Genomic DNA, 24,341 nt, shown 5'->3' with positions numbered 1-24,341 from the left:
ATTAAATTTTGGCAGTTGGTAAATCAGCATATTTTTCCACATCAAAGTCCTGGAAAGCAATTTTCTTTTCAATTTTATAATGTTCTCTTCCCAGAATATCATTGATGATGTAGGAATTACGGTAAGCCGCCATTCCCAGATCGGTAGAAATATAACTGTGGGTGTGTACTTCAGCGTGAAGTACATAGATTTCCCCTCCGTTATGATCTATTGAATAATTCCTATTGACATCAAACAATCCGCTTGAATCTCTTTTGATTCTGGACTGAATATTCTTCAGGAATCCAGGCTCATGATAGCGATATCCTGTCCCAAGAATCAGATAATCCGCTTCCTGATCATAAGGAACTTCCTGCTCAAGTTGGGTGAATTCCAGATTAATGAAATCAGGGTTGCTATTGTCTACTTTATTTAACTGGCTGTTAGGAATGATTGTAAGATTAGGATCTTCATTGTCTATATTCAGATCGTAGATAAAATCATAGATATCATTGATCAGATCGTAGTTGATTCCTTTGAACTGAGCTTGCTGTTTGCTTAAAATGATTTTCCTTGCAGACTCACTTCTGTTGTAGAAATATTCTACGTAATCAGGTGAAGTAAGTTCCAGTGTCAATTTAGAATATTCCATTGGGAAAAATCTGTCCGGACGGGAATACCAGCCCAGTTGTGTCTCTTCATTTCTGTTTTGAAGAAGGTCATAAAATACCTCTGCTGAACTCTGGCCAGAACCGATAATCGCAATTTTTTTACCCTGAGATAAAAGTTCTTCTTTTCTGTACAGATAAGAGCTGGTATGAATAACACGTGAATCATCTTTAGGAATGAAAGAAGGAATATGAGGTTGTGTCCCCGTTCCTAAAATCAGTCTTTCTGTTTTGAAAACTGTCGTTTCTTTGGTTTTTGTATGAACAGTAGTCACGTGATATAAACCTTCTTCATAAGTGATATCAACTACCTGCGTTGAAAAACGGCACTGTGGAAGCTGTTCTATGACCCATTGGCAGTAACGGTTGTACTCTTTTCTTGGGATGAAGAAACTTTCACGGATAAAGAATTTGTACAGCCTTCCGGTTTCTTTCAGGTAATTCAAAAGACTTAAAGAGTTCGTAGGATCAGCCATAGAAACGCAGTCGCATAAAAATGGAGTCTGCAGGGTTACATGGTCAATCATCAATCCCGGATGCCAGTCGAAACCATCTCTTTGGTCAAGAAAAAGAGTCTTCAGTTCCGGAATTGGGTTAGATAATGCGGCAAGTCCCAGATTGAAAGGGCCTATACCTATGCCTATTACATTGTATACGGCTTCGTTAGTCATTTTTTGTGATGTTTGTGGTGATTTGTACCTCCTTATTCTGTGGAAATTTTTCCCAGTACCATTCTCTGTAACAGAAGTTCAGATTGGCTTTTTTATGAGGCATTTCAATTACTTTATCTACTTTGAAGCCTACATGGGCTTTATTCATCATAGAAGCAAGCGAGTCTACAGATCCTTCTCCTACCATTTTTCCTACCTGCGGCTGTGCAAAAACATAGTCAACCATAGATTGTGTAGATGGAGATACAAATTTTTTCTTAGGATCAGTAGGTGCTATGAACTGGTGCGTTCCGTAATCTGTAGGCAATACTTCGTAATAATCGCCTACAATATCTCTGCATGCCCAATAGATCTCGATATTACATGAAGGTTCATCATTGCCAGCAACGATATAACTATGAGCTTCATCACTTGGAAGCATCAGTCTGTAATAGGTTTCCAGTTCGTCAATAGGCCAGTTCATCTGCCAGATTTTTACCGCATGTTCACGGTTGAACCATTCATGAAGCATTTCAAGGTCATTTTCAAGATCTATAGGACGCATACTCATGGTTACATCTTCTTTCTGGAAATACCTTTTAAAGAAAACTTCTGTTCCTTGAGGATGAATCAGCTGATCTGAGAAGAAATGTTTGTGAAGAAGATTCGGAACTTTAGCATAAGAAATTGATGAAGCATTCACCCCGCCGTCTACATCAGCAACTGCCGACTGAAGATTTGATTTTACAGCCCAATATCTTTGATTTAATGCATATTCTGTTAAAGATGATGGTTCAGATTTATGAAGGTTTTCAAATTCTCTGTACAGAATGTTAATCAGTCTTCGTTCTTTTACCAGACCTGTTTTACCTAGTGATGAGATCAATGCACTTAGGTTACTTACCAAAAGATGGTGAGAAATAATGTCCAGAAGACGCTCATCTCTAATGAAAAGATCTTCAATTTCAGGATAATCTTTGATCAGATTCTGGTATTTTTCCTTAGAACTTTCTTTTATCAAATACCCTTGTCCGTCTCTCACATAGATAGATTGAGGAAGAAGTTGGTTATCCAGTTGAATAAGAAGGTTTTGCTGATGAACTTCCGGAGCCATGCCTAACTGACTATACAATCTGTTTAATGGAGAAAGCAATAGACTTACATATTTTTCAAACCAGATAATGGCAGCCTTTTCCGTTTCCATTCCCAGTTGATTCGCAACATTTTTAAAGAAATGTGTTGTAAAGTTGAACCCATCCAAAGATTCATCCTGACAAAGCCTTGCCAATAAAATAACTTTATCTTCAGCTGAAAAAGGATTTTCACGGATCAGTACATTCAAACTCTCCATATTCTTCCCTTCGTAATGAACACTTAAAGAAGAAGGTTCCAGCAACAATTTAAAATCAGGGAAATTATTTTCAAACGAAGCCTTTTCATGCTGCCACCATACTGCGGAAGCATACCCCCGGTTAAGGTCTTTTAAGCTGTTTGTTCTCACAGAACCTGTCATCAAAACATGCAAAGAAAACTTTAGCATCCAGCTGAAATCAGGATTATATACCGTTCTTATAGAAGATGTTGCATAGAAATCTTCTCCCAATGGCCCGATGTGAATGATTTTCCCAGACCCAAGCATTTCCGGATATTCTTCTGTTGACAAAAGATATTGTGCTTCCCATGGATGGCATGGAACAATGTAAAAATCATTGATGTTTTCAAAATCGTAACTTTCTGGTATGGATGCCCATTTTTCGAAGATTTCTTTTGCTGAAATCCCCGGAAGAGATTTTTCTGTGATACAGTCTTTATGAATCAGGAAGTAATCTAATTGGAATCCTTTGCCGAATTCAGGACCATATAAAAACTGCTCTTCCTCGGAAAATCCCATTCTTGATTTGGTGAAAGGATGCAGATTATGTCCTGCAGGAAGCATTTGTTCAGATTCCAGAAAAGAATAGGTTAAAAGCTGGTCGTCCTGAAGACATGCTTCAGTTGTCAATTCCAGATTTCTTAAACTGCTGTGAAGTCTTTTAGCAAACCGTTCCAGCCCTATTTCACTTGATGTTTCTGAAAATTCCAGATAGATCAGTTCAATCAGTTTTTCATTATTCACTTCAAAAACAGTCTGATTGTGATGATCAACAGCCCACAAAGCAGATCCGTATTCATGAAAAGCACTTTCCGAGCGATAAGAAACCGGAGCAAATAAAAACAGTCCGCTTTTCTTCATCTCAAATCTTATATGCAGCGGATAATCACTGTTCTGAAGAGCTTTTGCCGTAAGAAGATCATATTTTGGAACTCCCTGGTAAAATTTTCCATTTCCAAGTTCTCTCAACATTCCGTTAAGCAGGATCCTGAAGGTAATTTCACGGGCTTTTTCTCCTGTTTTATTTTTCTGTATTAAAGTCTTTTCCATGGTTTTTGATTGTAGTAAGAATTTGATGAACGTCTTCAGTTGTTGTGATTGGGTTCAGGAAAGTGAACTTCAGATAGAAATTCCCATCCACCTTTGTACTCGCTACAAGGATTTCTCCGCTGTAGAAAAGTTTCATCTTAATGTATTGATTAAGAGCATTCAGATCATTAATGTCTGATCTTAGATATCTGAAAACAAGAACACTTAAGTCCGAATCTGAAAGCAGTTCAAAATCTGCATCCTCAGTAATCATGGCTGCTACATCTTTGGTAAGATCTATAACGGTATCTGTATATTCTGCCAGCTGTTCTCTACCCATCATTCTCAGGGTAAACCATAGCTTTAAAGCATCAAATCTACGGGTACTCTGGGTAATCGATTTATTGATCTGGGCTGGAATTTCTTCTTCATCCATCTCTTTAGGGTTCAGATAATCAGCATGATGTTTAAGGATCAACAGTTCTTTTTTATTTTTAACAATAAAAGCACTGCTGCTGATAGGCTGGAAGAATGATTTGTGATAATCAATTGTAACTGAATCTGCTCTTTCAATACCATTAATCAGATCACGGTATTTATCACTTAGCAGTAAAGCACAGCCATAAGCCGCATCTACGTGCATCCAGATATTATAATGTTCTGCGATATTGGCGATATCTTCCATTGGATCAACATTTCCAAAGTCTGTAGTTCCTGCTGTAGCTACAATTCCAATAGGAATATTTCCTAATTGTTCTTCTCTCTTAATGTATTTTTTCAAAAGAGAGATGTCCATACGGAATCTTTCATCGGTAGGAACTTTAACAATGCTTTTCTCACCCAGTCCCATAATGGAAGCGTTTTTCAGATTGCTGAAGTGAGATTTATCTGAAACAAATATTCTGAAACGGCTTGCCTCTACCGGCAGACCATCCATTTTAATATTGTGATTATATCTTTTCTGAGAAAAACAGTCACGCATCATGACCAATCCCATTAAGTTGCTCTGTGAGCCTCCTGCCGTGAAAACTCCATCGCTTTCCTCGGTATTATATCCGATCTGATCGGCAGTCCAGTCGATCAGTTTTCTTTCCATGAAAGTTCCTCCGGCACTCTGATCATAAGTATCCTGAGAAGAATTGATTGCACTTACAAGAATTTCTCCTGCCAATGCCGGAATTACAACCGGACAGTTAAGGTGTGCTACATATTGAGGAAGATGAAAAGCCGTTGCATGTTTTACATAGATATCATCTACTTCAGCAAGAAGCTCATTATAATTGGAAAGTTTATGATTAAGATCAATCTGCTGTACCATTCCTTTCATTTCTCTTGCTTCTATACCGCTGAAAGGTTTATCGTTTCTGTAAAGGAATTCCTGTACAAGGTCTAAAGTGCTGTTGACTGCATTACGGTAGTGATCGTAATTGTCAGGGTGAAAAATATTCCCAAAATTCCCCGAATTGTGAGGCAAGGTTGCATTTGAAAGTGCTTCCAGGGATATTATTTTGTTGTTCATATAAGTATTTGTAAGGTGATTTTTTAAATCAGTGAGTTGTTATTACTATTCAGATATACGTATTTATATGTCTGAATGTCAGGTTTTTAATTTTGTCATTTTTTTTAAGTTTTTGTTTGGTGGTTGTTTATTTATTACTAAATTTGAACCGGCTATTGTTATTTAGAATAATTAAAAACAAAGATAAAAATTATTAGTTAACACCAAATTTTTTTTAATGAATTCTACAGAAATTTTAGATAAAGACTGTTTAACAGCGGTAAAACTGCTTCCTACGGTCATAGAAGTCACTTCTCAGGAGAAAAAAATGATAAGAGATGCAGCGGAACATCTTCAGAAAAAATATGACAGTTATGAAAATCGTGATTTTATAAGACATGTGCATCAGCTGGCTTCTTATTTCTTACCTGAAAGAATTTTAAATATAGCGGCTGATTTTGCGAGTGACTTTTCAAAAAATCAGTATGGCGCATTGATCTTTACCGGATTAATGGATATAGATCAAGAGGATATAGGCTCTACTCCATCCAATTGGCAGTCGGCAGATTACTCAAAGTTCAATTTATATGGTTTCGCATGTGCGCTTATTCATGGGGCACTTCCATCCAAGCCTGTACAATATTATTCGCAGCGTAAAGGTGGAGGATTAATTCATGCTATAATTCCTGATGAACGAATGAAAGAAACCCAAACGGGGTCAGGATCTTCAACAGATTTGTATGTACATACCGAAGATGCATTTCTGAAACATCAGGCAGACTTTTTAAGCTTTATGTATGTGAGAAATGAAGAACAGGTTCCTTCCACTCTTTATTCCATCCGTTCTCATAAATCTATTGGCGAAAATTACAGACCTCTTTTTCAGCGTATTTATAAAATACCAAAAGATGCCAACCTGGAGACAGAAACCACTGAAGAAGAAGCATTAGATTCTGTTTTATATGGTAATTACAGTCTTCCGTTTATGAGATTTGATGCTGCTGAACAGCTGTTCAATTCCAGTATCAGGCAGTCGGATGAAGCGCAGAATTCTCTGCATGAGTTTTGGGAAGAGGCCAGACATTTGATCTATTCCGGGTTTACCCCTCAGGCAGGAGATGTTATTTTGGTTAATAATCATTTATGTGCCCATGGAAGGTCCGCTTTCCGCGCGGGAGTAAGAAATATTGACGGTATAGAAGAGCCGTGTGAAAGAAGAATCATGCTTCGCATGATGAGTAAAGTAAGCCTTATTGACATGAGAGCGCATACTCTCACAGAGGATCCGTTCTTTGTCATAGAGGAACATCTGGGAAAAAACTTTAAACATTTTTAATATGATGCTTAGTTAGCATTTTTGAACATCAATCAATCGTAAATCCTTTTTAAGCACAGCTTAAAAAGGATTTTTATTTTACTTATATTTTCTTATTTAAATTCAGGAATTATTTTGACTTTCTTTCATAACCATGTTAAGTTTTAAAACCTTGACATGGTTATATTGATACTAACCTATTCAATAGGAATGGGCTTTAGCCGAAACTTAAAAAATATGTTCATTGCTTAAAAAACCTGTCAAATAAAGACAGTTGTTCAGATAATGATCTGCTCCAATATTCAGGAACATGTCCTCCCAAAGATTCTATGTAGAGATGCTGGATCTTCATTTCTGTTAGTTTTTTATGAAAGTTTCTGTTCATATTGATCATTTGAGTATCTTCCGTACCACAATCGAAAATATACTGCTGCCCTGCTCCGGACATCAATTTTATTTTACTGTCTGTCAGGAAATTCGGGTTGATAAATTCCAGTGGTCCCAGAACGTTGTTCACCATGTATTTCTGATATCCTTCCCCAAACGAATTGAAATCCAGGGCTCCGCATGAGCTTCCCACGATACCGAATGTTTTGTTATACGTAACTCCGATATTGGTTGCGCCATAGCCGCCCATACTCCATCCCAAAATACCACGGGATTTCTTTTCAGTTTTTGCGGGATAATTTTTATCAATAAATTCTACCAGTTCTTTCCCAATAAAAGTCTGATATTGTGAGTCTTTGATAGTGGGACTGTCTACATACCATGAACTGTAATTTCCATCAGGAAGTACATAGATTGTCTTGTATTCCTGAGCTTTCTGAACCAGATCAGGAATATCCTGCTTAATGATTCTATCCGGATTACCACTGAAACCATGAAGGATATAAACCGTTGGATAAGTCGTATTAGGTTGAAGATTAGGTGTAATGATGATCGTTTTGATCTTTTTATTCATTTTTGGACTGAATATTTCCTGATGAATAATTTTTTGTGCTGATATCTGTATAAAGGCAGTCAGTACAAATACAATGTTGATGAGCTTCTTCATGCTGAATAATGTTTAATTAATGATAATCACTGGTGTCTTATTTCTTAAAACATATTGTGTACCAATGATCTTATGACAAAGCAAAATTGTGGCATAAAAAAGAGAAAAGCTTCAACATATGTTGAAGCTTTTGTTAATGTATTTCATTCAGATTTTGGAATATCAGCTAAGTTCCTTCTTTATACGGCTAAGCTGCGTAGGCGTAATCCCGAGATAAGAAGCAATATGATGCTGTTTTAATCTATTGTAAAGAGATTTGTTTTCAAGCAATTGTAAATAACGTTTTTTTGCTGTTTCAAACTTTAGGGAGACTTCCAAAGGTTCTTTTTTTACCACCCAGTTTTTCTCCAGATAATACATATGAAAAAGTGCGAGATCATGATACTTTTCAAGCAGCTCGCGGTACGCTTTTGCAGGATATTGTATGACAGCGCAGTCTTCAAGCGCAATAATTGTGAAATCACTGGGCTCATTTTTAATAATGGCAGCTGTGGAAGCCACAAAACTGTTTTCTTCAAAGAAAATTTTATAAATATTATTTCCCTGTTCATCTACCGTGTAATACCCTATCATTCCGGATTTGATAAAATAATAATACCTTGCCATTGCCCCGGATTCCAGCAGTATATCATTTTTGTGGTAATGCTTTTCAGTACAGATATTGAGTAAAGCTTGTACCGTTTCATCAGATAACGGGTAATATTTGTTGATTTCTTGTACGAATTCTGAGTTGTTCATTTAAGGATGTTTATTCTATGACATAATCGCTTGTGAAAACCTGTGCCGTCTGTGGGCAAAAAAATTAATCCAGAATTTTCTTCATCATCAAATCTGTCTGCTCTTCTTCTCCCAACCTGAAAATATGTTTGTCGAACTCAACAAATCCGTTTTTTATGTAAAAGTTCAGAGCCCTTACGTTTTCTTCCCAAACTCCAAGCCACAGGTATGATTTCCTGAGCTGTTGTGCTGTTTCCAAAGCCTGGTTATAAAGAAGCTGGCCTACTTTTTTTCCATGATGGCTTTTCTTTACATAGATTCTTTCAATTTCCAGGCTGGTTTCGTCCTGAAGTTCTGTCTGTGCTTTTCCGGAATTGACTTTCAGGTAACCCACCGGATTGTCTTCTTCCCAGGCAATATAGAAAAAGGAGTCAGGATTATTCAGCTCTGATTTTATCTTTTCAGTATTAAAACTTTCTTCCAGATATTTTTTCATAGCCTCTTCAGTATTGTCTTCTGCAAACGTTTCAGTGAAGGTTTGTATTCCTATATTTTGAAGCGTTTCGAGGTCTTTTTCGCCGGATATACTGATGATTATTGATGACATAACAGGTATTTATGGTTCTAATGTATTAATAAGTTTTTTTATTTCGGGTATGGTTAATTCTGTTTTTGTTTCTGTAAGTATAATATTTTTTAAGCTTTTACTATGAGCGGCCTTTAAAGCATCTCCACTTTTCATTTCCTGATCAGGAGTCACACCTACATGTTCCCAGTTTTTTTGTGTTATTAAAGGTGTTATTTTTCCTGCCGGAACAAGCAGTAAATATTGATCTTGGATAATAAAATGATCCACAGGATTGGCTGCACCGCCTGTTTTTTCACCTATTACTTCAGCAAGTTTATACTGCTGCAAAAAATAGGCTACAGCTTCTCCAGCCGAAAAAGTCTTTTTACTGGTAAGAATATAGATCTTTTTGTGAAGATATTTCTGTCCGGAAACTGTAGGCTGAGTACTGTTTACAACGGTCTTGTTATCATGTCTGAAATAGGTGGTATAAAGATCTTTTTTTTGATCAAAAAAATAGCTTAAAAACAAAAGAACCATCCCGTTTTCTCCACCTCCGTTTTCCCGGAGATCAATAATCAGAGAATTCGTATTCGCAACAAAATTCATGGCAGCAGCTAATGTTTTTTCACTGGCTTCGGGAGAGGCAAAGCCTTTAAAATTGATGTAACCAATATTACCCGGAAGTCTTTCAACGGTCTCAAATCCAAAATTTTCAAGACTGTTATGATCATTATTCAATTTCTCTTTTTTTTTCTCACTCATCTGTTTCTCAGGGGTGTAGTTTTCGAGATATTTAACGAAAAAATGTCCGTCTTTAATAGTGGTTCTTAGCTTTTGAGTGAGAAGTGCCGCAAAATCTTTTTTATTAAGAGGATTATATGTTCCGTTTTTCAAATCACTCCGGAATAATGAATCTACTTTTTTATAAGTCTCTTTATCAATATAATGACTCTTTACTTTTTCTGTAATATCAGCAAGTACCGTTGAAGTATCATTTCTCTGGGCATAAGAGAGCAAGGAGGCAAAAAAGAAAAGCCCAATACCTATTTTTTTCATTGAAATAAGGGTTTAATATTTCAACAAATGTATTTCAATGAGATCTGTGTAAATTGTAAAAATGGAAACTCAGATAAATAGCCAGATATTATTTTTCTCAGTATCTACATTCTCAAAGAATTTTCCAGGACTTATTCTGGTAAGTTCTTTAAAATCTTTAATAAGATGGGACTGGTCATAAAACAGATTTTCGTAAGAAAGTTCCGTGAGATTTCTGGATTTTTTATTTGATATTAAAACCTTTCGAAACCGCTGGATTTTTCTGAATTCTGAAGCGGGTTTAGCCAGATATCGTTGAGAAATTTTGTTTACATACTGCCTTGTGATTTTATTTTTTGCAGCAATTTCTTCAATGCTCAGTTCAGTTTCAAAATCATCCAATATTGTATAAGCCAACTGTAAATCTCTTTTCTGGAATTTAGAAATACAGTAATTTTCCAGTATTTCAATTTGTTTTCTTCTGTCAGACTCTTTTAAAATAGTTTTCATAATGTCTGTAAAGTCTGAAAGAAGAATTTCCTGTTCAAGATCCTTGCTTTTATCAGCATTAAAAAAATGATAAATTCCTAATGGTTTAAAGTAAATCGTAAGCTCATTAATCGATTCCCGATAAAAAATTTCAGTAGGAATAGAACATCTGAATACAAAATCAACCTCGATATTTTCAGACGGAGATCTGGCAATTTCTACCCACCCTTTATCCTGCGTAACAGAGACATCCTCACATGCTGAAACGATAAAGTAATTGTCTGGAAATGTAAGATATTTTACAGGTTTCTGATCATCATCTTTTTCTATAAAATAATATCCTTCAATATAATCTTTCAAAACAGAATGCACCGGTTGATAAAATGTAACTTTCATATGAGTGATAGGTTGAAATAGAAAACAAAATCCTGAAGCTTTGTTCAGGATGATAGTGTTTATGAAAACAGTATTTTTTTAAATGCTTCAGAGGCCAGGTGCACCTGTACGCTCCAGTCGTCTGCAGCATCACTTCCTGCATCGTCAGAAATATATTTCAGACATAGAAACGGAATGTTTTCCTGCTGGGCAATCAATGCCAGTGGATAAGCTTCCATGTCTACAATATTGTAATCTGTTTCAGAATGATTCATTTCAAAACTGTCGCCGCTACCACAGATTCCTTCTTGCAAAACATCCATTTTAAGGCCATATTCCAATACGGGAGGTACTCCGGAAAGCGGGGTTTCATAGAGTTTAAATCCAAGCCCTCTCACATCCATATCTCTCTGGATGAACTTTGTACAGCATACCACTTCTCCTTTGTGAAATCCTTTGCTTCCTGCAGAACCTAGGTTCACAATCAGTTTAGGTTTTCTTGTGTGAATTTCTTTAGTTAATTCTATCGCTGCATTTACCTTTCCGATGCCTGTAATTAATTTATTTTTATCATCAAATACAGTTCCTGCTTCAGAATCTAATGCAAAAACAAAAAGGGTATCGTCAATTGAATAGTGAGTTTCGTTGTTAATTTTTATCATTGAGAAATCAGATTTATACAGCTGTTGGTACTGTATGACAAAGATACAAGAGTTTCTTCTAATATATTAAATTAAAACCCCAAAACAATTGATTTGTTTTGGGGTTCTATTATCTTAAATACTACATCCGTCAGCATCACAGGAAGCTCCGCTGCCACCGGAAAGATCCTTAAACGGACTTACAGTTTCTTTGTAAGTCTGCTGAAGTGCATTTTCAAACGTCTCTACAGGCTGAGCCCCGGAAAGAGCATATTTACCGTTCAGCACAAAGAAAGGAACTCCGGAAACACCATTATTTCTTGCTTCAAGAATATCCTGGTTTACTTCATAATCCAGTTGATCTGTAGTAACGGCTTGTCTTGCTTCCTCTTTGTCAATTCCTAAGTTTTCAGCAAGAGTTACCAAAACTTCTGTATCTCCTACATTTTTACCGTCAATAAAATGAGCGATAAACAATGCCTCTTCCATTTCATTAGATTTGTTATGCTTTTTAGCTAAATGAAGCAATTTATGGGCACTGAAAGTATTGGTGATCAAAGTTTTTCCAAAATCAAAATCAATTCCTGCGCCTTTTCCCATCTGAGTAACCTGACCCAGCATTTGTGTTGCCTGAGCTTCCCCGACTCCTTTCTTTTCTCTAAAATACTGAATGGTATCCTGAGTTTCTTTTGGATCTAAAGTTGGGTCCAGCTGAAAACTCTTCCACTCTACTTCTACTTCATCTTTGAAAGGCAGCTTGCTCAAAGCCTGTTCAAAATTATTTTTTCCGATATAGCAAAACGGACACATTACGTCCGACCAGATTTCTATTTTCATTGTATTTATTTTAAATCAAGAAACTGTTTAAACTTAAAAAATATTCTATATATATTAAAACCATTAAGAATTGATTTAAGAAATAAAGTATAGTTAAGATGAATCATTCTGATTTTTAAGCCTAAAGCGAAGCTTATCTTAATATTCTCAACAACTTAATCAATATTAATGTTTCAAAAATAAAAATTTAAACAAGTTTCAAATTAATAGTACAAAGTTACTAAAATTTACAGAATGTAACAAAAATTGTTACAGTTTAATTCTGACAAGTGGAAAGTACCTGACTGCGCTTCTCTACTATTACTTTTAAGATCATCATCAAAAAGGCAAGAAGCCCGAAAACAAGACCTATCCACGGGATATACTCTACTCCTTTTGTAACGATCACCCATCCTCCGATTGTAGTTCCAACCGTTACTCCCAGGTTTCCGAATGAGGTCGCAAGACTGTTGGCAAATTCCAGTGAGTCCGGTGCAGAAGAAATCATATAAGTAGATGCATTTAAAAAGCTTGGGGAATACAAAAATCCCCAGATTCCAATGACTGCAATCGTTGCCCATACATTTCCATCAGAAAAATAGAGAAGTAAAGGCACTACAATGGTTCCCGAAAGAAAAATAGCTGTAGTACCAGCCACATTTTTATTAAGCATTTTCCCGGCTACTCCATTGGCTGCAACTCCTATAAGTCCAAACAAGAGCAGCATATAGCTTACCATTGATGTATCCATTCCTTTGGCTTTATTCAGATAATCTGCAAAATAGCTGTAGGTAGAAAACCATGCCGTAATCATGAAAAAGTTAGTCAGGGTACTCAGAATAAATGGAGGCTGCTTCAAGATTCTGACCTGGTTTCCATAAGATTTCTTTTCTTTAACAGGCATTGCGGGAAGAACAAAATAAATGACAACTAAAGCAATCAAACTTACTGCAGTCTGTATCATAAATGAATATTCCCAGGACCAGAGCCCTGCAATCCATGTTGCAAAAGGAACCGTTGTAACCATGGCAATGGCTACTCCATTGAATACAATTCCCATCAGCTCATTCTTTTTCCGGTCATCTGCCTGGGAAACGGCCACAGATAAGGCTGTTGCAATATACACAGGCTGTAAAAATGCCGGCAAAATCCTAACCAGCATCAAGAGCCAGAAAGGAGGTGAAAAAGAAGACACAAATCCTGTAATCAGAAACATGAAAATGGCTGCAAGCATTATCTTTTTACGATCAAAACCTGAAGTAAATAAGGTCATAAAAGGTCCTGTAAGAGCAATAATTAATGCAAAAGCACTCAATAGATACCCTGCTTTATCTATGCTGATTTTATAATGTTCTGCAACTTGCGGGAGAATTCCTATGACTCCAAATTCTGTTGTAATAACGGCTATAAACCCCAGACATCCGATGTATGCATATTTTTTCATTATTCTTTTTCTATGGCAGAATTTAGATTTTGATGAGCAAAAGCAGCCATTTCACCTACTGCGGACTGTACCTCTTCCAGAATTTCTCCCATATGCATAAATCCGTGAACCATATCTTTATAAAGACTTGTTGTAAGTGTAACACCTGCATTTTTCATATTTTCAGAAAGCTGTTTTCCGTCATCAAGCAAGGGATCATGCTCTGCAAGAATCACTAAAGTGGGTGGAGTTTCTTTAAAATCTTTTATTAAGACAGGAATCGCCAAAGGATTATCTTTTTCATCTTTTGGAAGATACCCTTCCCATGCTTCAATACCGCCTTGCTTATTAAGAACAGGCCCGTTTTCATAGGTTTCCCATGATTTTGAATTAAGCTGATTATCAGCCGCAGGATAGATTAATACCTGAAACTTCAGCTGTTTTCCTATTTGGGTAGACACAGCCGCAGCCAGTGCTCCGCCAGCGCTATCTCCTATAATTCCTATTTTATCTGGATCAATTCCTAAAGATTCTGCATTTGCTATGACCCATTTTATGCCGTTAAGAGAATCGTTTAAACCTGCCGGAAAAGGATGTTCCGGTGCAAGACGATAATCTATAAAAATAACTACAGATCCTGTTTTATTAGCCAGTTTACGGACTACAGCATCATGGGTTTCATATCCTCCAGCGATAAACCATCCTCCATGAATATAAATAATAGCCGATGAATTCTGAACATCCTTTCCATTAGGACGATAAATCCGCATGGGAATCTGATGACTTTCCTGTTGAATCTCCAATTCTTCAATCATTGCAACGGATTCTTTTTTACCGCTAAGCTGAAGGGACATTGTTTCAAGATATTTACGGGCTCCGTCTAAGGAACTCTGTGGATTGAAGGGTTGTATTTTTTCTAAGTGATTTAAAATCTGTGTTATATTAGAGGTTAACTGCATTTTTATTTTGATTTAAGTTACTATTGTTTTGCAGGGAACGTAAGCGCTATGGTTCCTTACTGCCGCATATTTTCTGCTTTCTGTGTGTAAAATTAAATCTCAAACCTTACATTTGCACTGTATACAGCTAAATGTATGGTACTAACAAATTTGTAAGTAATGGGAAAGCTAAAAGAAAATTCAACGAATAATATCAACAGAAAGTACATACAAGGATGTGATCTGAGCTATGCTGTATGTAAAATCGGAGGCCGATGGAAACTGATTATTTTAAACAAACTAAAAGACGGAAAATTACGTTTCAGCGAACTTAGAAACTCTATTTCAGGAATAACAGAAAGAATGCTTACCCTACAGTTGAGAGAATTGGAAAAAGAAAGCTTAGTAAAAAGGACTGTTCATGCAGAAGTTCCTCCAAGGGTAGATTATGAACTTACAGATATTGCCCGGGAACTGATCCCTATATGGAAACAGCTTGACGAATGGGGAGGAAAACATAGGGAAATGATGCAGGCACAGGAAGAAATTGAATAGATTTAAAAATAAAAGGAGCGGGATTTTATCAAAGATAAAATCCCGCTCCTTAAACATCAGAAATATAAAAATTTACAACTCTGCGTTTGCTTTATTTACTTTTTTGCAAAAAAGAACGTGTGCAATGAGTGCCAAAACACCAAATACAGTTCCTACAAAACATACTCCACTCCATTGAGCCTTCTGCCATGCAACGGAAGCCAACCAGGTTCCCAGTGACCCTCCTATAAAATAAGATACCATATACACCGTATTCAGTCTGTTTACAGCATTTGATTTGATCAGGAAATAATTAGTCTGGTTCATAATATGGCTTGACTGTACTCCAAGATCTACAAGAATAACGCCTACAATCAGTCCCCAATAGGTTTCTCCGGCGAAATAAGTAAAGCCCCAGCTTCCAATAACGATCAGTAAAGAATACAATATAATGCGGTTAATATCCAGATACTTTTGAAGCTTTCCTACTTTTGCAGCGGCTAAAGCTCCTACAGCTCCTGCTAGTCCAAAACTCCCTACTACAGATGATCCGGCATTAAAAGGTGGTTTCTCCATATGAAAAACCAACGTTGTAAACAAAGCACACATAGACCCAAATGCCATTGCCCCGCGGAAAGATGCCAGCTGAAGAACAGGTTGTGTTCTGGCAAGTTGGGCAACAGAACGCATCAGTTCTTTGTAAGTTCCTTTAAAATTAGGAGAAAGCTCAGGAAGCATTTTATATACTGCAAGCCAAACCAGGATCATCAATCCTGCCGCGATGCCAAACATAGCCCTCCAGCCCCAGACTTCACCTACTATTCCTCCTATAAAACGTGAAAGAAGAATTCCCAGCAACAATCCGGACATTACCAACCCTATATTAGCCGATTTTTCTTTATCTGAAGAAAGTTCTGCGGCAATAGGAACAAACAATTGCGGAATAACCGATGTAGCTCCAATCAATAAACTGGCAGCATACAGCATCCACAACTGAGTGGCAAAAGTCATCCATAAAAGAGATCCGAAAACGAGAAACAGATCTATTAAAATCAGTTTCTTACGAAAAAATTTATCACCCAACGGAACAATTAGCAGCAGCCCCAATGCATACCCGATCTGAGTAAGTACAGAAATTTTACTTGCTGCGCTCTCAGAAACCTGCAGTTCTTCTGAAATAAGTGCCAGTAAAGGCTGATTATAATAATTATTGGCGACGACCAGTCCGGAAATAACGGCCATAAGCCAGATAACAGTCCGGGAAATACCGTGGGAAGAACTCTCCTGCATTACGTATAAGTTTTTATTTGAATTGAAAAGTGATTGACAGGGATCATAAATGGTCCGTCAGATTTTTAAGAGATCAAAGATAATCATTAAAAAAAGAAATTATTCGTCCCTTGGCTTTACATTTCTATGAATAATATAAGATTCTGCGGTAAGTAGAATGATTTCAACACGCTGTCCGTATCATTGTTTTTATTGATGATATATATCGATGGAAAACCTTTTGAATGTTAGAAATATTAAAGAAATTTGCATCATGAAAATCATTCCGCTCAAAGAAGGCAATTTCTCGGCAAGCAAAACCAAAGACTTCACCCTTTTAACAGAAGAAAATTTTGATACAATTGGAGGAATCAAGATGTCTGTACAGCCTTTTCTTATCATCACTGATAATGATTATATCCTTTTGGATGCTGGAATTGGCTGGAAAAATGAGTCCGGGGAAACTGTTGTTTCAGAAATTCTGAAAAGAGAAAATATTCATCCTGATCAAATCACGAAGTTATTGCTATCCCATCTTCACAAAGATCATATTGAAGGCGCAGTAACTCTTACGGATAATGGCTTTGAAGCCACTTTTCCAAATGCTCAGATTTATATCCAGAAACGTGAACTTGATTTTGCGATGGAAAAGAAAGGCAACCCTTCTTTTGATTTTACTATTCTGGAACAGCTAATTCAACTGCCTAATATTACTTGGATGGATGAAGATCAGGGACAGATTACAGATGAGATTTCCTATGAAGTAGTGGGCGGACATACTCCTTTTATGCAGGTTTTCTGGATCAGGGAAAATGGGGAAACAGCTTTCTATGGGGCTGATGATCTTCCACAGGCTTCTTATTTAAAATACCATGTAGCCTATAAAAGTGATTTCGATGGCAGAAAAGCAATGGAATTGAGGCTTAAATGGGAAAAAGAAGCAAAAGAAAACCGTTGGAAAATTCTTCTTTATCACGACCTGGATAAAGCCGTAATAGAAATTTAAATACAAAAAAAATGGTTTAAATTTCATTAAACCATTTATAAATATCAAATTCAGAAGGAATATTGAGTTTCTTTCTGATCCTGTTTTTCCTGTTTTGTATTGCCTTTGGTGTCACAAAAATACATGTTGCAATTTCCTTCGTGGTCATATTGAGCTTAAGGTAAATACAAAAGATCAATTCAGAATTTTTAAGGGCAGGCTGTATAGCGGATAACTTTTTAAAAAAATCAGGATGAACCAGTCTGAATTTATTCAGTAGACGCGGGGAATTTGCCTTGGCTAAGGCCATAATTTCGTCTTGTACAAGAATTTTCTGCTTCAAATCCTCTAAGTTGGGTTCAGGTTTTCTATTTTTCATAATACTTTCTCATCTCTACTCATTTCAGATACCACATCTTTTGTGAATCTGTACAAAGTCTTTATTTTCTCTACTCAATTTTGTGTTTTTGCTGATTTAATATCGGGAACAAAATAATTTTTATGTATTCAAAATTCCATTGGTTTTCATTAATATATTGCAATAATTCATAGCATATAGTTTGTATTTATTGAATGATTATGTTAAAAAAATCAGACCTATGAATTTTATTTCATTTTTATACTGGCAAAGAAAGAGAAAATGATTAAAATTTTATAAAAACCGTGTACCACATAGATACCACGTTATATTTTAAGCAAAAATATCTTAACTGCTTTTATCAGCCAGTTTCCCTTTATTTACACTTTAATTTTGAGTAGGATGTAAATGTAACGTCTTATTACCTTTACTTTTTATGATCTCAGTCAATGTTTTCCAGGCCAAACACGCATAAAAAAATGAATATATGTGGTATGTTAATGGTACCACATGATAAGAGAAATCAATAAAATCGGTGTTTCTTTATTTTATAAATAAATCACAATCATGATTACTGAAAGTTTATTAATTTCTTTTGGGGCAGAAACAAGAACTTTTCATACAGGCGAGATGATCTTCCATGAAAAAGAGTTTCCAACTCATTATTACCAGATTGAAAAAGGGAAAATTAAACTCAATAATTATACAGAAGACGGGAAAGAGTTTATTCAGAATATATTCTCAGACGGTCACAGCTTTGGAGAATCTCTACTGTTTGTTGACCGGCCTTATCCCATGAATGCTGTAGTAATAGAAGATTCCGTCATTTACAAAATGCCAAAGCAGAATTTTTTGGACCTGATCAAAAGTAATCCTGAAATTTCACTCAGCATTTATGAATGTCTTGCTGAAAGAATGTACTATAAATACATTATGTTTTATAATCTTTCTTTCCAGAATCCGGTTGCTAAACTGAAACTGCTGATGGATTACCTGAAAAGTTATCATGAGGATAAAACGCCTTATTCTTTTCAGATTCCTCTTACCCGCCAGCAAATGGCTTCACTCACCGGATTATGTGTAGAAACAGTTATACGGACCATAAAGCAGATGGAAAAAGATCAGGTTGTGAAAATAGAAAAGCGAAAGATTCATTATTAAAAAGCAAAAGCCGGATATGTCCGGCTTTTAAAATATTGTTGAAAGATCTGTTTCTCATTTCCCTCGAATTCCACAACCTTCTCTACTGATCAAGCTGTCTTTGAAATTCTTCCAAGTATTTGGCAAGGTGAAGACCATCAGCCAATCCGTGGTGTGCTTCAATAGAAACCGGAAGATATTTTCTGCCGTCGCGGATATTGAATCTTCCAAAAGCAATTTTAGGAACCGATTCTGTGGTATTAAAATCTGTAGGATGCAGTATAGCACTGAAGGAATTCCATGGAATAGTCGTATGTCTCACGTGGTCTTTTCCCAGCCTTTCATTGCTTAATCTTAATCCTGAAGTCTGATGCACTCCTTTTATTTCCTCCTGAAGCGCTGCATTAAAGGTCTCAAAATCTTCTGAGAAATGCGTAAATGAAAATCCGAAAGTACCATCAGGTCTTCCGATCGTACTGCCGGCATGCACGGTATCAAACTGTATCACCTGCCCGTCAATGATTCTTAGTTTTAATTCATCAATGGTATTGATTGCTGCCATAGACTTGTGAAAATAATAGGCAAAAAATGAATATCCTTTTTCTTTAGCAGTATCATAGGCTCTTGTACAGTCTACCTCCGTTGTAAATCCAAAATAAGGGCTTGCCATGTTAGAAAAAAAATCAAAATGTTCTTTTCTGTTCCAGTTCTCTATATCTACAATCTTCATTACTTCTTATTTGCTGCAAATTTCGGGATTTTTTACCGGTTTTAGGGACTTACTATTCAGAAATGTTAGGAGAATTAATACATTTTTTACCTAAAGTTTGACCAAAGCATAATTATTGTATGCATTACCTTTAAATCTTAGTATTATGGAGGTTCAAAATTATAAAGGAAATAATTGGTCCGCAAGAAAAGCAGGTTCAGTATATGTGATCAGTCTTGATAATCACTCTAATATTGTAGAAACTTTAACTGATTTTGTTCGGAATCAAAATATGCGGGCAGGAGAAGTTACAGGAATAGGAGCTGTAAGTGAAGCAACACTTCGTTTTTTTAATCCTGCAACCAAAAAGTATGTTGACAAAACCTTTAAAGAACAGATGGAAGTCACCAATATCTCCGGAAATGTCTCTGAAATAGAAGGAAAACTAACCCTTCATCTTCACATTACTTTGGGAAGAGAAGATTATACAGCTTTAGCCGGACATCTGTTGGAGGCAAAAATCCAGGGAGCCGCAGAATTTATTATATATCCGCTGGATGCCAGAGTTGTAAAAATTAAAAATGAAGAAATAGGAATCAATCTTTATGATTTTGAAAAATAAAATTTCGGTTGGTATTGAAAGTGGTATTTTTGATGAAATATTTATGTGATGTTTGAGGTTCTTCTTTCCCATATTGAGAATAAAGTTGATATTACTGACGACCAGAAAAGTCAGGTTCAGTCTTTTTTTACCCTTAAAAAACTTCGTAAAAAACAGTATCTGCTTCAGGAAGGAGATATTTGTAAAGCTTTGTCTTTTGTAAGCAAAGGGCTGCTGAAATCCTATTTTCCGGATGAAAAAGGAAATGAGCACATCAATATGTTTGCCTTTGAAGGCTGGTGGATCTCAGATTTCAATAGTTTTATCAATCAGGAAAAATCAGTTCTGAATATTGATGCTGTTGAAGAAACAGAAGTATTGATGATTACATTGGAAAATTATGAAAAAATGTTATTGGAAATCCCTGTAATGGATCGTTATTTCAGAATTTTATATCAGAACAGCCTTGTTACCAAAGATTACAGGCTTATTGTTTCCAATGGCTACACTGCAGAAGAAAAATATCTTCAACTGGCACAGAAGAACCCGGAAATGATTAAAAGAGTACCCCACAATCTTATTGCCTCATATCTTGGCCTTGCTCCTGAGACCGTAAGCCGGATCCGTAAAAAGAATTCCCTGAATAACACTTGATCCAGATCAACCCAAATGCATGATCCAAGTCAAGGATAAAAGCCTGTTACCAGCCATAATTTTGTACAAGAAATTTTACAATACTTATGGAAAATATTGCATTGGTAGTAGGCGCTACCGGAATTACAGGAAGTAACCTTGCAGAAGAATTAATCGCTCAAGGCTGGACAACATACGGATTGTCCAGGAATCCAAACGCCAATATTCCAGGCCTCAACCCTATTAAAGCAGACCTGATGAATGAACAGAATCTTGCTGAAGCCCTGGAAGGGATCTCTCCCACTCATATTTACTTTACCACCTGGATGCGTAATGATACCGAAGAGGAAAACATCCGTGTCAACAGTATGCTCGTGAGAAATCTGTTAACTGTTTTATCTTCTAAAAAATCTGTGAAACATGTCGCTTTGGTTACAGGGCTTAAACATTACCTTGGACCATTTGAAGCTTACGCTAAAGAAGGCGTTTCACCTGAAACTCCTGTCAGAGAAGAACATCCAAGACTTCCACTTCCCAACTTTTATTATGCCCAGGAAGATGAAGTGTACAAAGCTTCCGAAAGAGACGGCTTTACATGGAGCATTCACAGGCCTCATACCGTTGTCGGATATGCAGTAGGAAACCTGATGAATATCGGGACAACATTAGCTGTATACGCCAGTATTTGTAAAGAAACAGAGCGAAAATTTATCTGGCCGGGATCTGAAGCACAATGGAATGGTATATCGGATGTAACAGACGCAAGAGTCTTAGCTCAACAACTGGTTTGGGCATCCACCACAGAATCAGCAAAGAATCAGGCATTCAATATTGCCAATGGAGATGTTTTCCGATGGAAATGGCTATGGAAAAGATTGGCAGATTGGTTTGCTATAGAAGCCGAAGGCTTCGATGGTACGATAAAACCTCTTGAAAAAGAACTGGAAAACGACCACGAAATCTGGGCTGCAATTGCAGAGAAATACAATCTGAAAGAAAAAAATATTGACCGTCTGTCTTCAGCATGGCATACTGATCTGGATCTGGGAAGACCTCTGGAAGTAATGTGTGATATGTCAAAAAGCAGAAAACTAGGCTTCACAGCTTATGTAAACACAGAAGATTCTTTTACAGATGTCTTTAAAAGATTAAGAGCTGAAAATATGATTCCTTAATAGAAATTGTCGGAAAATGCAAAGACGCAGAAAATCATAGCGGTATCTAATTCTTACAACTCAGAGAGAATATGCAGAGCCAAATTTTATCGGAGATAAAATCTTTGCGCCTTATAGCAACCTTTTTGATATTATCTTGCGTCTTTGCATTTTTCCAACAATGAAGTAACTCTTATAGTAAAAATTGTGTTTTTTTATTGATTTACATTAAACTTCTGTAGTCGTTACGCCAAATTTCTTTTTAAAAGAAGAATAAAAATGGGATAAATTCTCAAAACCCAGATCAAGATAAATATCTGAAGGCTTTTTATCCCTGTTTTTAATTAAATAATAGGCTTCCTTTAACCTTTTTTCTTTCAGCCATTGTTTCGGGGTCATCTGAAATGTCTTATTGAAGTCCCTTTTAAAACCTGATAAACTACGGCCTGTAAGTCTTGCAAAAGCATCTACTGAGACATTGAACATAAAATTTTTGTTCATAAACTCTGCAAGGTCAATTTTATAGGGATCAGAAAAATCAAAAAGGAGATTTTTAAGATCAGGATTACTCAGCAAAAGGAGTTCTATGGCTTCTTTGACCTTTAACATAGCTAGTTTTGGCGGGATCTCCTGTGTTTTATTAATGTAAGGAATAAGAGATGTAAAATAGCTCTTAAAAAAATCATTAGGCTCAAAAAATAACCGCTGATTCCCTGAAAAATTACTATTTACAGTGATTTTGTTTTCATTGGCATATTGTCTCAGCGTTTCATCATCAAGTGTAATGGAGATAAACTGATACTTTTCATGTGCTGAAGGATATTTAATAGTCCTGATCAGTTGATTTTTTCTGACCAGAACTACTGTATTTTCTTTGATCACAGTCTTACCATGCTCATGAAAAGCATGTGTTTCTCCAGAGATCTGAAATCCCAGAAAATGGTCCGGAATAAACTCTTCATGACCTCTGTAAGATTCAAAAGCACAAGAATAAACCAGTTTATCGAATATGATCTCAGAAGTGTTTTCCATCATACAAATATCTGAAATTAACCAATAGCCTGAGCGCCTGCTTCTGCAATTTGTTTATCCTGCTCGGGAGTTCCGCCTGAAGAGCCTATCGCCCCAATGACATCTCCATCTGCATTCTTAAGGATAACACCTCCTGCAATAGTCAGAAGCCCCTCATTTGAATTCAGCATTCCGTAGCCGTGAATACCGGTTTCTGAGATAATTCCACCCATCAAATCACTGTTTACTCCAAACATGACGGCTGTTTTTGCTTTTTTAATGGCAAAATCAATCACTCCGTAGACGCTATCCAGTCTTGCCAGTGCGACAAGATGCCCCCCGGTATCTACCACAGCAATGCTTACCGGAATATTCATAGATAATGCTTTTTCCTTTCCTGCATGCAGTGCTTTTTCTGCAGTTTTATAATTCAGTTTCATGATATTAGCTTTTTGCGGTCCATGCATCTGCCTGAAGCTGTTTTACGAAATCTTCAGTTTCTTTTGGATGTACATTTCTGAAATGACTCTCATCATCTAAAGCAACATTCACAATCACCTCTGCCATAGACTGTGGATCCAGTTGATGCGCTAAAGATTCTGCAGCTCCGTCAAAAGCGGATTCCGGCGTGAAGTTAACTTTCGGATCATACCAATGGAAAATAGAATCCACTCCTCTGTCATTAAATCCTGTTCCAAATACCCCTGGATTACAAGTTGCAATTTTGATATTAAACGGAGCAAGTTCAGTTCTCAACCCTTCAGCGATAGATTCCAAAGCATGTTTTGATGCACAATAAGCGGCTACATAAGGAACCGTCCATAAACCTCCCATGGAAGAAGTGAAAACAATCTTACCACTTTTCTTTTCAACAAACTTTTTGATAAATCCCTGTGCAAGATTCAATGCACCAAATACATTCACATCAAACATAGAACGGATAATATCTACCGGCTGTTCAGCAATTGGGCCGCCTTCCATGATTCCGGCATTGCTGATTAAAACATCTATTTCATACTTTTTTAAGATATAATCAATATCTCTTTGGCTGGTTACATCCAGTTTATCAACCGTAAGGTCAATTCCCTGTTCATTAGCTTCACGGATTAAATCACTCATCTGAGGATAGACCTGTGCAGTAGCAATTACCTTATGTCCTTTTTTTGCAAGATCAAAAGCAGCAATCTTTCCGAATCCACTTGCTGCACCTGTAATTAAAATTGTTTTACTCATTGTATTCTTTTTTAATGATGATACAAATTTCTGAGATTTCGGAAAGTTCAATATTGCTGCAGCGTTCAATTTTATATTGCTGAAAAGTTCAGATAATCCAGTAAAAAATAGATCGTATTATTAAATAAATTCCCTTTTAAAATC

25 protein-coding genes are annotated in these 24,341 nt (G+C 36.4%); 7 read left to right on the top strand and 18 right to left on the bottom strand.

The features are described 5' to 3' along the window. Window position 1 precedes the first annotated feature (1 nt). The 3 genes from AC57AW_RS13910 to AC57AW_RS13900 are packed head-to-tail and all read right to left on the bottom strand — an operon-like array spanning window position 2 to window position 5,217. On the bottom strand, window positions 2–1,318 hold the full coding sequence (locus AC57AW_RS13910; protein ID WP_496352356.1) for a lysine N(6)-hydroxylase/L-ornithine N(5)-oxygenase family protein: 1,317 nt from the start codon (window positions 1,316–1,318) through the stop codon (window positions 2–4). Further along, window positions 1,311–3,719, bottom strand: a complete 2,409-nt coding sequence (locus AC57AW_RS13905; RefSeq protein WP_496352355.1) for a GNAT family N-acetyltransferase — start codon at window positions 3,717–3,719, stop codon at window positions 1,311–1,313. Before AC57AW_RS13905 ends, AC57AW_RS13910 begins: the two co-directional genes overlap by 8 nt. Further along, window positions 3,691–5,217 (bottom strand): pyridoxal phosphate-dependent decarboxylase family protein, encoded by a 1,527-nt coding sequence (locus AC57AW_RS13900; RefSeq protein WP_496352354.1) that lies wholly within the window; start codon window positions 5,215–5,217, stop codon window positions 3,691–3,693. The genes AC57AW_RS13905 and AC57AW_RS13900 overlap by 29 nt, the downstream gene beginning before the upstream one ends. A 217-nt stretch (window positions 5,218–5,434) precedes the next feature. Here AC57AW_RS13900 and AC57AW_RS13895 point away from each other — a divergent pair, with 217 nt between their 5' ends. Then, entirely contained in the window at window positions 5,435–6,532 is a 1,098-nt protein-coding gene (locus AC57AW_RS13895) for a TauD/TfdA family dioxygenase (protein ID WP_318845837.1), read from the top strand. A 220-nt stretch (window positions 6,533–6,752) separates the two neighbouring features. Here AC57AW_RS13895 and AC57AW_RS13890 read toward each other — a convergent pair whose 3' ends face one another. The 9 genes from AC57AW_RS13890 to AC57AW_RS13850 form a co-directional block, all read right to left on the bottom strand. Beyond that, entirely contained in the window at window positions 6,753–7,565 is an 813-nt protein-coding gene (locus AC57AW_RS13890; protein WP_496352353.1) for an alpha/beta hydrolase, read from the bottom strand. A 162-nt stretch (window positions 7,566–7,727) separates the two neighbouring features. Next, complete coding sequence (locus AC57AW_RS13885; protein WP_496352352.1) at window positions 7,728–8,303, bottom strand: Crp/Fnr family transcriptional regulator; 576 nt, start codon at window positions 8,301–8,303, stop codon at window positions 7,728–7,730. 64 nt (window positions 8,304–8,367) lie between these two features. Then, on the bottom strand, window positions 8,368–8,889 hold the full coding sequence (locus AC57AW_RS13880; RefSeq protein WP_496352351.1) for a GNAT family N-acetyltransferase: 522 nt from the start codon (window positions 8,887–8,889) through the stop codon (window positions 8,368–8,370). A gap of 9 nt (window positions 8,890–8,898) precedes the next feature. Then, window positions 8,899–9,909, bottom strand: a complete 1,011-nt coding sequence (locus tag AC57AW_RS13875) for a S41 family peptidase (RefSeq protein WP_496352350.1) — start codon at window positions 9,907–9,909, stop codon at window positions 8,899–8,901. A gap of 69 nt (window positions 9,910–9,978) precedes the next feature. After that, the gene (locus AC57AW_RS13870) at window positions 9,979–10,773 is read right to left on the bottom strand and encodes a helix-turn-helix domain-containing protein (protein WP_496352349.1); all 795 of its coding nucleotides are present in this window, start codon (window positions 10,771–10,773) and stop codon (window positions 9,979–9,981) included. A gap of 59 nt (window positions 10,774–10,832) precedes the next feature. Then, window positions 10,833–11,414, bottom strand: a complete 582-nt coding sequence (locus AC57AW_RS13865) for a 5'-methylthioadenosine/S-adenosylhomocysteine nucleosidase family protein (RefSeq protein ID WP_318845843.1) — start codon at window positions 11,412–11,414, stop codon at window positions 10,833–10,835. Window positions 11,415–11,528: 114 nt separating this feature from the next. Beyond that, window positions 11,529–12,230, bottom strand: a complete 702-nt coding sequence (locus tag AC57AW_RS13860) for a DsbA family oxidoreductase (RefSeq protein WP_496352348.1) — start codon at window positions 12,228–12,230, stop codon at window positions 11,529–11,531. Between the two features lie 256 nt (window positions 12,231–12,486). Continuing rightward, window positions 12,487–13,653, bottom strand: a complete 1,167-nt coding sequence (locus tag AC57AW_RS13855) for an MFS transporter (RefSeq protein ID WP_496352347.1) — start codon at window positions 13,651–13,653, stop codon at window positions 12,487–12,489. Next, entirely contained in the window at window positions 13,653–14,591 is a 939-nt protein-coding gene (locus AC57AW_RS13850; RefSeq protein WP_496352346.1) for an alpha/beta hydrolase, read from the bottom strand. The genes AC57AW_RS13855 and AC57AW_RS13850 overlap by 1 nt, the downstream gene beginning before the upstream one ends. A gap of 159 nt (window positions 14,592–14,750) precedes the next feature. Here AC57AW_RS13850 and AC57AW_RS13845 point away from each other — a divergent pair, with 159 nt between their 5' ends. Continuing rightward, window positions 14,751–15,125, top strand: a complete 375-nt coding sequence (locus tag AC57AW_RS13845) for a winged helix-turn-helix transcriptional regulator (protein WP_496352345.1) — start codon at window positions 14,751–14,753, stop codon at window positions 15,123–15,125. Between the two features lie 72 nt (window positions 15,126–15,197). Here AC57AW_RS13845 and AC57AW_RS13840 read toward each other — a convergent pair whose 3' ends face one another. Further along, window positions 15,198–16,394 carry an MFS transporter gene (locus AC57AW_RS13840; RefSeq protein ID WP_496352344.1) on the bottom strand — a complete coding sequence of 399 codons (1,197 nt, stop codon included), beginning with the start codon at window positions 16,392–16,394 and terminating at the stop codon, window positions 15,198–15,200. A 253-nt stretch (window positions 16,395–16,647) separates the two neighbouring features. Between AC57AW_RS13840 and AC57AW_RS13835 the strand changes: the two genes are divergently transcribed. Further along, the gene (locus AC57AW_RS13835) at window positions 16,648–17,379 is read left to right on the top strand and encodes an MBL fold metallo-hydrolase (RefSeq protein ID WP_496352343.1); all 732 of its coding nucleotides are present in this window, start codon (window positions 16,648–16,650) and stop codon (window positions 17,377–17,379) included. A gap of 16 nt (window positions 17,380–17,395) precedes the next feature. On the opposite strand, the gene AC57AW_RS13830 is transcribed toward AC57AW_RS13835, so the two are convergent. Next, window positions 17,396–17,737 (bottom strand): helix-turn-helix transcriptional regulator, encoded by a 342-nt coding sequence (locus AC57AW_RS13830; protein WP_223600592.1) that lies wholly within the window; start codon window positions 17,735–17,737, stop codon window positions 17,396–17,398. A 546-nt stretch (window positions 17,738–18,283) separates the two neighbouring features. On the opposite strand from AC57AW_RS13830, the gene AC57AW_RS13825 reads away from it, so the two are divergent. Further along, window positions 18,284–18,877 carry a Crp/Fnr family transcriptional regulator gene (locus AC57AW_RS13825; RefSeq protein ID WP_496352342.1) on the top strand — a complete coding sequence of 198 codons (594 nt, stop codon included), beginning with the start codon at window positions 18,284–18,286 and terminating at the stop codon, window positions 18,875–18,877. An 82-nt stretch (window positions 18,878–18,959) separates the two neighbouring features. On the opposite strand, the gene AC57AW_RS13820 is transcribed toward AC57AW_RS13825, so the two are convergent. After that, window positions 18,960–19,586, bottom strand: coding sequence for a CatA-like O-acetyltransferase (locus AC57AW_RS13820; protein ID WP_496352341.1), 627 nt, complete (start codon window positions 19,584–19,586; stop codon window positions 18,960–18,962). A gap of 145 nt (window positions 19,587–19,731) precedes the next feature. Between AC57AW_RS13820 and AC57AW_RS13815 the strand changes: the two genes are divergently transcribed. The 3 genes from AC57AW_RS13815 to AC57AW_RS13805 all read left to right on the top strand — a co-directional run bounded on the left by AC57AW_RS13815 (window position 19,732) and on the right by AC57AW_RS13805 (window position 21,974). Next, on the top strand, window positions 19,732–20,187 hold the full coding sequence (locus AC57AW_RS13815) for a PPC domain-containing DNA-binding protein (protein WP_496352340.1): 456 nt from the start codon (window positions 19,732–19,734) through the stop codon (window positions 20,185–20,187). 48 nt (window positions 20,188–20,235) lie between these two features. Continuing rightward, window positions 20,236–20,820, top strand: a complete 585-nt coding sequence (locus AC57AW_RS13810) for a Crp/Fnr family transcriptional regulator (RefSeq protein ID WP_496352339.1) — start codon at window positions 20,236–20,238, stop codon at window positions 20,818–20,820. Window positions 20,821–20,906: 86 nt separating this feature from the next. Beyond that, window positions 20,907–21,974 (top strand): SDR family oxidoreductase, encoded by a 1,068-nt coding sequence (locus AC57AW_RS13805; RefSeq protein WP_496352338.1) that lies wholly within the window; start codon window positions 20,907–20,909, stop codon window positions 21,972–21,974. Between the two features lie 207 nt (window positions 21,975–22,181). Here the strand turns inward: AC57AW_RS13805 and AC57AW_RS13800 are convergent, their stop codons facing one another. From AC57AW_RS13800 to AC57AW_RS13790, 3 genes are read right to left on the bottom strand one after another with little or no spacing between them, the layout of a single operon-like run. Next, window positions 22,182–22,988 carry a helix-turn-helix domain-containing protein gene (locus AC57AW_RS13800; RefSeq protein WP_496352337.1) on the bottom strand — a complete coding sequence of 269 codons (807 nt, stop codon included), beginning with the start codon at window positions 22,986–22,988 and terminating at the stop codon, window positions 22,182–22,184. A 14-nt stretch (window positions 22,989–23,002) separates the two neighbouring features. Continuing rightward, window positions 23,003–23,404 carry a GlcG/HbpS family heme-binding protein gene (locus tag AC57AW_RS13795; protein WP_496352336.1) on the bottom strand — a complete coding sequence of 134 codons (402 nt, stop codon included), beginning with the start codon at window positions 23,402–23,404 and terminating at the stop codon, window positions 23,003–23,005. A 4-nt stretch (window positions 23,405–23,408) separates the two neighbouring features. Further along, window positions 23,409–24,197, bottom strand: coding sequence for an SDR family oxidoreductase (locus AC57AW_RS13790; protein WP_496352335.1), 789 nt, complete (start codon window positions 24,195–24,197; stop codon window positions 23,409–23,411). Window positions 24,198–24,341: the final 144 nt, after the last annotated feature.

Source organism: Chryseobacterium sp. BGA-UO-ETr-SB22 (assembly GCF_059567885.1).
This window is presented reverse-complemented; position numbering and strand designations above follow the sequence as displayed.